The 9,159-nt window shown below is 55.3% G+C and carries 6 protein-coding genes, 1 tRNA gene and 1 pseudogene; all 8 read left to right on the top strand.

What is annotated here, in order from left to right; genetic code table 11:
• Positions 1–432, top strand: a pseudogene (locus ABX962_RS21580) (hypothetical protein); the annotation flags it as partial.
• Positions 433–535: 103 nt separating this feature from the next.
• A complete protein-coding gene (gene cyaB, locus ABX962_RS21575) occupies positions 536–1,147 on the top strand; it encodes a class IV adenylate cyclase (protein WP_372722195.1) in 612 nt (203 codons plus the stop codon).
• 139 nt (positions 1,148–1,286) lie between these two features.
• A complete protein-coding gene (locus ABX962_RS21570) occupies positions 1,287–1,739 on the top strand; it encodes a hypothetical protein (protein ID WP_372722193.1) in 453 nt (150 codons plus the stop codon).
• Positions 1,740–2,156: 417 nt separating this feature from the next.
• Positions 2,157–2,624, top strand: a complete 468-nt coding sequence (locus ABX962_RS21565) for a hemerythrin domain-containing protein (RefSeq protein ID WP_372722191.1) — start codon at positions 2,157–2,159, stop codon at positions 2,622–2,624.
• A 91-nt stretch (positions 2,625–2,715) separates the two neighbouring features.
• Positions 2,716–2,800 (top strand) — tRNA-Leu (locus ABX962_RS21560).
• Positions 2,801–3,378: 578 nt separating this feature from the next.
• Complete coding sequence (locus ABX962_RS21555) at positions 3,379–4,929, top strand: TolC family protein (RefSeq protein ID WP_372722189.1); 1,551 nt, start codon at positions 3,379–3,381, stop codon at positions 4,927–4,929.
• On the top strand, positions 4,922–6,196 hold the full coding sequence (locus ABX962_RS21550; protein WP_372722187.1) for an efflux RND transporter periplasmic adaptor subunit: 1,275 nt from the start codon (positions 4,922–4,924) through the stop codon (positions 6,194–6,196). The genes ABX962_RS21555 and ABX962_RS21550 overlap by 8 nt, the downstream gene beginning before the upstream one ends.
• 47 nt (positions 6,197–6,243) lie before the next feature.
• On the top strand, positions 6,244–9,159 hold a 2,916-nt coding region (locus ABX962_RS21545), incomplete at its 3' end, for an efflux RND transporter permease subunit (RefSeq protein WP_372722196.1).

Genomic DNA, 9,159 nt, shown 5'->3' with positions numbered 1-9,159 from the left:
GTTTACTCTGTAGAGTTGCCCGATTTGGTGAGACGGCTGGATTCGCTCCGCTCGCATCCGCCCGCTTCGCTCCCCGCAGCAGCCTCGCTCCCCGCAGCAGACAGGGTGGTGGCAAAAATCGAAGGAGTGCTGGCGCTGCCGATGGTTTCGGCTGCCGATATTGACCCACGCACGGGCGACTTGTGGATTGCCAACTACTTTCAAGCTTTTTGCTTTCGCTGCTCACCACGCGACATGCCGGTTGCCGAACAAACGAAACAGGTCGCCGAAGCCAGTGATCTGCCTCGCTTGAGACAGATCGAAGCCCTTTGTATGGACGACCATGGCGAAATTTGGGTGACCAGCGAAGGGACGCCAACGCCACTGAGTCGGGTGGCCAAACCGTTGCCATCGTCACCACGTCACCGAGTCGCTCAGCCTGTCGTTGACTAACCCGCCTTGAACTACTAACTCGAGTCGCGCACCGTCACCTCCTGGTTCCATCCCACACACTCTCTCTTTCTCTTTCTCGGTCACGCTTGCTGTGAACGCCATTATGTTTGAAGTTGAGCAAAAGTTTCATTTAAACGACTCGACTGCCACCGAAGCAATGTTGCTCGAGGCCGGGTTTCAGGCCGTCGAAACTCAGACCCACCGGGATACCTATTACAATCATCCGTGTCGTGATTTTGCCCAGTCCAAAGAGGCGTTACGGGTGCGGCGGATCAATGGATTGCCCTGGATCACGTACAAAGGAACGAAGTTGCCAGGCGCAATCAAGGCTCGGCGTGAATTGGAATGGGAACTGGGGCCCGGGGATGCCGATGGCGACAAGACCGAAGAGTTGCTGCAGTTGCTTGGGTTTCAGCGTGTCGCCGAAGTTTGCAAGACGCGCTGTGTGTTTGAGCCGGCTGAATCCGCAGCGAAGTCAACCGCAGCGGAGTCAAACCGAGGCGATTGGGTCGGTTTTTCAGTGGTGCTGGATGACGTCCAGCAGGTCGGCCGATTCGCCGAAATCGAGTTGATCGCCGAGAACGAGTCGGATGTCCCGCAGGCCCGCGACCGAATCAGGCGGCTGGCGGACCGGTTGGGCTTGCGGCAAACCGAGTCACGAAGCTACTTGAGAATGTTGCTAGAAGTCTCGGCTGGCAAAAGTATCGGTGAATAAGTGCCCTGTAGGTCACCGCGAGAGGGTAAGCTCGTTTGGATTAGTCCAGATTGACTAGTTTGCTTCCCCTTGCCAAAGCACCTATGCTTGTAGTCTGACGAGCATGTTTAATGAAACCAAATTTTTGGAGAAGAAAAGTATGTTGCTGAAGAAAGTTGCAAGCGGTTTGGCCATCGCCCTGATCGCTACCGCGACGGTATTCGCTGGTGATGTCGAATTGGAAGGGGTTCAATGCGTCGTCGCATCGAAGCCTGCCGATGCGAGCAAGTCAGCGGACTACAAAGACGGCAAAGTCTATTTCTGCTGCAATGGATGTGCTGGAAAGTTCGCAAAGAACAATGAAAAGTTTGCCAACAGTGCCAATCGCCAATTGGTGGCGACCAAGCAGTACGAGCAAAAAGCTTGCCCGATTAGCGGCAAAGACCTGAATCCTGAAACCGCCACCGAAGTTTCGGGTGTCAAAGTGACGTTCTGCTGCAATGGCTGCAAAGGCAAAGTCGAAAAGGCGGAGGGCGACGCCAAAGTGAAATTGGTCTTTAATGAGAAGGCATTTGCGAAAGCGTTCGCAAAAGCAGCAGAAAAGACTGAGTAAGTGTCTGATTGGAAACCAAAAAGGTTTCCTTGGTTTTCACTTCAAAAAATCGAAGAAGCCGAGCGTGTTACACGCTCGGTTTTTTTATTGATGGATCTGTGAAGCCGCGCCGATTCCAGGCGATTTCTGCGCGATAATCGTCCAGCATTCTTGCCGGAGTCGAACGAACGGCGACCAGTGATGCCTGCGTTGCATGTACGGGCGTGCAGTAGCAGGCGGCGTTTTTTTCCGGCTACTTTTCCACGTCAAACGTTAGAATTGCAGATAATTCGGCTTCGTATACAGCCGTTGCTTCCTCCGCCACTGAGGCATTTCGACCGAGTGGCGGCACTATCGTTGCTGCATTGTCCTTTCAACACGGATTTACAGGAAAGAGGGATACTCAACACCGAACACCATTAAAAATGAGTCAGATCCATGAAACCCGAATCGAATCACAGTGTTTCCGTGCTGTTTGGACACTGGAAACAAGAACACAGCAGTCTGCAGCAGGAATTGGATGCCTTCCGCGACTGGACTAGCGGCGTTGCGGAGCAGCCGTCTCCGGAATTTATCGAGTCCGCAAACCGACTGCGTCAGATTCGCGACCGACTCGTGGATCATTTTGTTCGGGAGGATCAGATTGGCCGACAACTTCGCTCGCACTACCCAAAAGGTTCCCTCGAGGTGGAGGCGAGTTACCGGCAGGCGTGCCAGGATCACGAGGAACTGCTTTCGGAACTTGACGATCTGGCCGAGCGTCTAGATCAGGTCGAACCCCCTTTTGGAACGTGGGCCGATGCGGTTCATGAAGTCTCGTTGTTTATCGACCGTTTGGAAGAGCACGAAGAGTGCGAGGCAGAGCACATCCAGTGGCTCGCCCCACGAGAAGACACGACGGTTTAACGGTGGCGGTAGGAAGGTGATGGGGGTGTCTCGATAAACTAGCCTCACCTGGAGTGGACTGGCGGAGCAAAATCCCGTATTTTGGCGGCACGCCCAGGTGGTGGAATTGGCAGACACAAGGGACTTAAAATCCCTCGGCCGTTATGGCTGTGCGGGTTCGAGTCCCGCCCTGGGCACTGCGGAAAAAAATACGAGGTTTTATTGCTTCCGAGACCATCGGAAGACGTTCTTAACAACCTTATGGCGATACCGAGACATGTATCGTCAGTGAATCGCCCGCTTTGGGGTCGGCTTCTCCGCCCTCCTCGCCCTCTCCTCCTCGCCCGGACGATTCGGGTGTCACGAAGATAAAAATGTCAGGACGCGAGTTCCCGACGCTTCGCGTGGGATTCGTCCAAGTTTCTTGACCGGTGAACCGGTGAACGGGCGGGGGCAAAGAATCGATTAAAAAGATGATTGCCGTAACGCATCTTGGGCATCTTCGGTCCTTAAGCAGTGAATCACGCTTTTTATCCGCAAGCCACGTTCGCTTGACGCATTCCTAGAATCAAGTCTCCAGGGCGAGCGGTCGCATTGCTTGAAATGACACGATGGATCATCGCGGCGTGAAATGACGTCGTTTGGGGGGCGGCGAGGCGGTTTGACTCGACTGTAGAATTGAGCTTGTGCCGGCAACCGAACGCTCGGTAGGTTTGCCAGCATGGGATTATTCGGCTTCAATTTGCATCGGGTTGCGCGCGATATGGTGGCATTCATGCTGCTAGTCGTTGTGGCCGGGTGCGCTGGCCGCGAATCGCTTCCGTCGCTTACGACCCAGAAACCGCCGCCATTTTCGCAGAGCGGCGAGTTGCCGGTCCCCGAGCGGTGGTGGAGCGAGTTTGAAGATCCCGCACTCGATAAACAGATCAATCAAGCTCTCACAAGCAGTTTCACGCTTGCTGCGGCGCGACAACGTCTCCGTGCGGCAAGGGCGGTGGCTCGCCGAGAAGCATCCAATTTTTTTCCCGATGTCAACGGAGTAGCTGACATTGGCGGTGTCTTGGGTCCTGGACCGGATCTTCAGAACTATGTCTTTGGATTCGAAGCGGCGTATCCACTGGATCTTTGGGGGCAGATTGGTTCACGTGTCGAGGCGGAGCGATTGCGCGCGTCCGCCACACGAGAAGATTATCGTGCAGTCGCACTGACGCTGTCCGCGGAGATCACGCAAACTTGGTTTTCTTTGATTGAAGCCCAGGCTCAACTCGGGTTGCTTGACGAACAGATCGAAACGAATCGGACTGGGCTGCTGCTACAAGAGTCCCGATTCGGTTTGGGACTGATTCGCAGTCCCGATGTGCTTCGCCAACGCCAATTGGTCGAAGCGACACTTGAACAAGCGGTCGTGGCAAAGGCACGCATCGAGGTGCTTGAGCACCAGTTGGCTGTGCTGGTCGGCCAGATGCCGCAGTCGGCGCAATACGATCCGGGGACCGAATTGCCAAAATTGCCACCGCTACCAGCAACGGGATTATCATCCGAATTGTTGCAACGCCGGCCGGATGTGCGACGCGATTATCTGGCTTTTGTAGCAGCCGATCGCGATTTGGCGGCGGCGATCAGCGACCAATACCCACGTCTCAGTTTGACCGGATCACTGCTGAACGTTGCGGAGCGTCCCGAGACCATTTTTCGCGACTGGTTTGTTTCAATTGGCGGCCAATTGATCGCTCCGCTGGTCGACGGGGGGCAACGGAAGGCCGAAGTGGCTCGCACGTCGGCGGTGGTGTGTGAGCTTTTCAACCGCTATGGTCAGACCATGCTGATCGCCTTCCGCGAAGTCGAAGACAGCTTGGCCCGTGAACGCTACCAGTTGGAGCGATTGGGACATTTGGAAAAACAGCTAGAATTAGCACGCCAAGCGGCCGAACAGCTTCGCGAGCAGTATCTGCTTGAGCCTGACACGGACTATCTCGCGGTGTTGACGGCAATTACAGCCCAGCAACGTTTGCAGCGCGAAGTGCTTTCCGCTCAACTAGAATTAAGACTGATCCGGGTGACGCTGTACCTCGCGTTGGCCGGCCGCTTTGATCCTCAGCCGCTAAACGCCCTCGAACCCGACCCGCCATTGCAACCGACCGTGCAACAGCCCACCGACATTGACTTCGCCGCGATCATCGCATCGGAAACTTCAGATTCTGATGGGGTTGATTTGGACGACATCGATTCCAAGTACTTCGATTCCAAAACCGACGAATCGGAGCTTGATGGACTGATCAACGAAGTTTCCGACTTGATGCTTCTAGAGACCCGTAACGATGAATGAATTCCAATCGCCTCCCAAGTGGCGTTGGTTTGGTGTCGTTGGGACTTTAATTGCTTGTGTGGCTATTTTGTCTGCTTCGGCTGCGGCGATTGTGGTCATCAATCGGACGGAGCCAACCGCAAAACAGATCAAGGCGACTCGCAAATCCGCGGCGTTGGTCGAAGCGATGACCGTCAAGCGGGGCACGTTCTCGCCCACGTTGCGAGTGCTTGGAACGGTGCAAGCGGCCCAGGAAATCGTACTTAGCCCCCGAGTGAGCGGTCAAGTGGTTGAAGTATCGCCGCAATTTTTACCGGGAGGGCGAGTTCGCAAAGGCGATCTGCTATTGCGGATCGATCCGGCCGACTATGAAAACGCATTGTCGATCCAGGAAAGCGAATTGGAACAAACCGAGGCTTCGCTAAAGATCGAAGAAGGTCGCCAGAGTTTGGCCCAAAAAGAGTTGAGGCTACTCGAAGGCACCATCGATGACACGAATCGCGAATTGGTGTTACGAGCACCCCAGATTGCATCGATCCGGGCCGAAGTCAATGCGGCTAAAGCTGCGGTGGAAAGGGCGAAATTGGACCTTGCTCGGTCGAGTGTCTTTGCACCATTTGATGCCCAGGTCATCTCGCGATCGGTCAATGTCGGCTCTCAAGTCTCGCCCGGCGATGAACTTGCTCGACTCGTCGGGATTGATGAGTACTGGGTTTCGGCTGCATTGCCGGTTCGCAGTCTGCGTTGGGTCCAGTTCGCTACGTCCGAGCAGCCGGGATCGAATGTGACGCTGCTGAATCCCGATGCGTGGCCCTTGGGAACGCAAAAGCAAGCTCGCGTTGCAAGAATGATTGGCACCGTCGATGAACGAACACGTTTGGCACAGGTGTTGGTCACCGTGCCGGATCCTTTGGGTGAGACATCGGACACGCCGCCGCTGATTCTGCAGTCATTAATTGAAGTTCAGATCGAAGGTCGAGCGATGAAGGACGTGGTGCGTTTGGATCGTCGTTACGTACGCGAGGGGGACACGGTGTGGGTGATGCAAGAAGGTCAATTGCAAATACGCGACACCGAAGTGCTGTTCCGCGATGCGGAATACGCGTATATCGGCGAGGGGCTGCAAAGCGGTGACGAGGTCGTGACGACGACGTTGGCGACCGTGGCCGAAGGGGTTGGGCTGCGGAAGATAAACGAGGTCGCCTCCGTGATTCCTGGCGAGGCCGCCGCTGCCAATTCGAGCCGTGACGAAGCAGACGACGAAATCAGCGAGGATGCGGCGGAGTGAGCACCAACGAAGTGACGCCGAATTCGCGAAGCGGTCCCATCGCTTGGATGGCCCGCAATTCGATCGCAGCAAACCTGCTGATGATCATCTTGCTTGGTGGCGGGTTGTGGTCCGCCGCCGTAATGCAAAAGGAGGTCTTTCCGCAATTTCAGCTCGATGTCGTTGAGGTCTATGTCGGATACCCTGGTGCCGCGCCTGCGGAAGTCGAGCAGGGGATCTTGCGTCCGATCGAGGAAGCCGTTCGTGGCGTCGAAGGGATCCGTGAAATTACCAGCGAGGCTCGCGAAGGCCGCGGAGAAGTGCTGATCGAAATCGTGGCGGGATCGCAACGCATGAAGGCCTATCAAGATATTGATCAGGCGATCAGTCGGATCCGTACGTTTCCCGAGCAGATCGAGCAACCCGAAGTTCGCCTGCAGTCGCAGCAACAAGAGGTGATGCAGGTAGCGCTGTATGGACCCGTGGACATTTGGTCGCTTCGCAAGCTTGCCGAACAGCTTCGTGACACATTGCAGGCGAGCGACCAAATCACGCAGGTGGAACTGCGGCGGGTGCCCGAATACGTGACGCACGTCGAGATACCGCGTCAGCGGCTGCGACAGTACGGGCTGACGTTACCGGGTGTCGCCGAGATCATCCGTACCGCCAGCCGTGATGTGGCCGCCGGTTCCGTTCAGACGACGGCGGGCGAAATTTTGCTGCGGGTCAAGGCTCGAAAACAATGGGCGGACGAATTCGCAGGCATCGAAATTGTGTCGGGCCGTTCCGGACCCTCGGTCACATTGGGCGATATTGCCACCATCCGCGATGGTTTTGAAGAAGTCGGCTTTCATTCACAGTTCAGTCAAACGCCCTCGGTCGAGCTTGACGTGTTTCGCGTCGGGTCGCAATCACCGATCGACGTGGCTAATGCCGTCGAAGAAACGATGCTCGAATTCGAATCGGTGTTGCCGCCTGGGGTGAAATGGCGAATCGATAGCAACAATGCGGATGAATTTCGCCGTCGGCTTTACTTGGTCTTGGAAAATGCGGTCATCGCGGTGGGGATTGTGCTATTGATCCTCGCTCTATTTTTGGAATTTCGCTTGGCGTTCTGGGTGATGATGGGTATGGCCGTCTCATTTATCGGAGGGATTTTGCTGCTTCCTGCGGTCGACGTCAGTATCAATATGATCTCGTTGTTCGGCTTTCTCGTCGTGCTAGGGATAGTGGTCGACGACGCCGTCGTCGTTGGCGAAAATGTTTATGAAAAACGTCAGCTCAGTGGGGATGGCGAAGTCGCTGCAATTGAGGGCACTCGCGAGGTTGCTGGGCCGGTGACATTTAGCATCCTGACCAATATCGTCGCATTCGTGCCGTTGATGTTTATACCGGGCGAAACAGGCAAGTTTTGGGCGCCGTTGCCGGTCGTTGTGATCATTGTATTGTCGTTATCGCTCGTCGAGTCGCTGTTCATCTTGCCGGCACACTTGGCACATGTACGAAAGGCGGGAAGGCGTCGGCACGGTTTGGGAAGTCGGCTCCATCATTTGCAACAACGGTTTAGTCAATGGTTCAATCGGCTGGTCGAGGTTGTCTTTGGACCGATTCTGGCAATGTGCCTGCGGTTCCGGTATGTCACAGCGTGCATGGCACTCGGTTTGTTTCTGGTGATCGTGGGTTACGCCACTAGCGCGCATATGGGAATGATCCTGATGCCCACGGTGTCAGCGGATGAAATCGAAGCGGGGGTTCGCATGCCGGTGGGAACCACGCAAGATCAAGCCGCAGAAATTGCAGACGCCGTCACCCGAGCTAGTTTGCGAATGTTCGACGAACACAATCTTTACGAAGTGGCAGAGGGCATCAAGACGAATGTCCGCGGTCAAGATTTTATCGATGTGGAAATCGTGCTGAAGCCACCAGACGAACGCGATATGACGGCCGACGAAGTCATTGAATTGTGGCGAGATTCGATCGGTGACCTGCCCGGTGTCAATCAAGTCACCTTTGAGGCTGAAAGTGGTCCCGGCGGGCATCGTCAAGACATCAGTATCGATCTGAGCCATAGCGATATCGAAGTCTTAGAGAAGGCGGCTATGGCGTTTGTCCAGCGGATCAAGCTCTATTCCAACGCGCGTGATGTCGGTGACAACTACAACAAAGGTAAGGCTCAATACGATTTCCGGCTTCGCCCCGAAGGACGCGCCCTCGGTCTTACCGACGAAGAACTCGGGGATCAATTGCGTGGGGCATTCTTTGGTTCGTTGGCGCTGCGACTGTTACGTGGTACCAACGAGATCGAGGTTCGCGTGAAGTTGCCCGAAGACCAACGCGAAGACATTTATCACTTGGAAGACTTGATCATTCGCACGCCATCGGGGGCGGAGGTGCCGTTGTTGGATGTCGCTGAGGTCGAAAAGAACGTGGCGTTCTCGTCGATCAACCGGCGTGATGGTCGCCGAGTCATCAATGTCTCGATGGATGTTGAACCGAAACGGGCGGTGACGCAAGTGATCGATGTTCTGCGAAACGACGAATTGCCTCGTCTACGCGAAGACTTTCCCGGGATCACGTGGACCTTTGAAGGCAGTGATGCGGAAATGCGTCGCGCGACCGCGTCGCTTTGGGGATCCTTTGGGCTGGCGTTGGCCGTGATCTATTCGCTGTTGGCGATCGCGTTTCGCGGCTACGTCCAACCGTTGATTGTGCTGGTGGCGATTCCGTTTGGTATCGTTGGCGCCGTTTTGGGGCATATCGTGCTGGGGTATGATTTATCGTTGGTCAGTTTTATGGGGGTGATTGCGCTCTCGGGAGTCGTGATCAATGATTCCTTGATCATGATTGATTATGCCAACCGGCGCCGTAGCGAATGTTCCGCGTTGGAAGCCATCTCACAAGCGGGGATCCGCCGTTTCCGGCCGATCATGTTAACGACGCTGACCACGTTTGGTGGGCTAATCCCTTTGATTTTCGAGAAGTCG

Origin of the sequence: Novipirellula sp. (assembly GCF_041583735.1) — a bacterium.
Lineage (GTDB): Bacteria > Planctomycetota > Planctomycetia > Pirellulales > Pirellulaceae > Novipirellula.
This window is presented reverse-complemented; position numbering and strand designations above follow the sequence as displayed.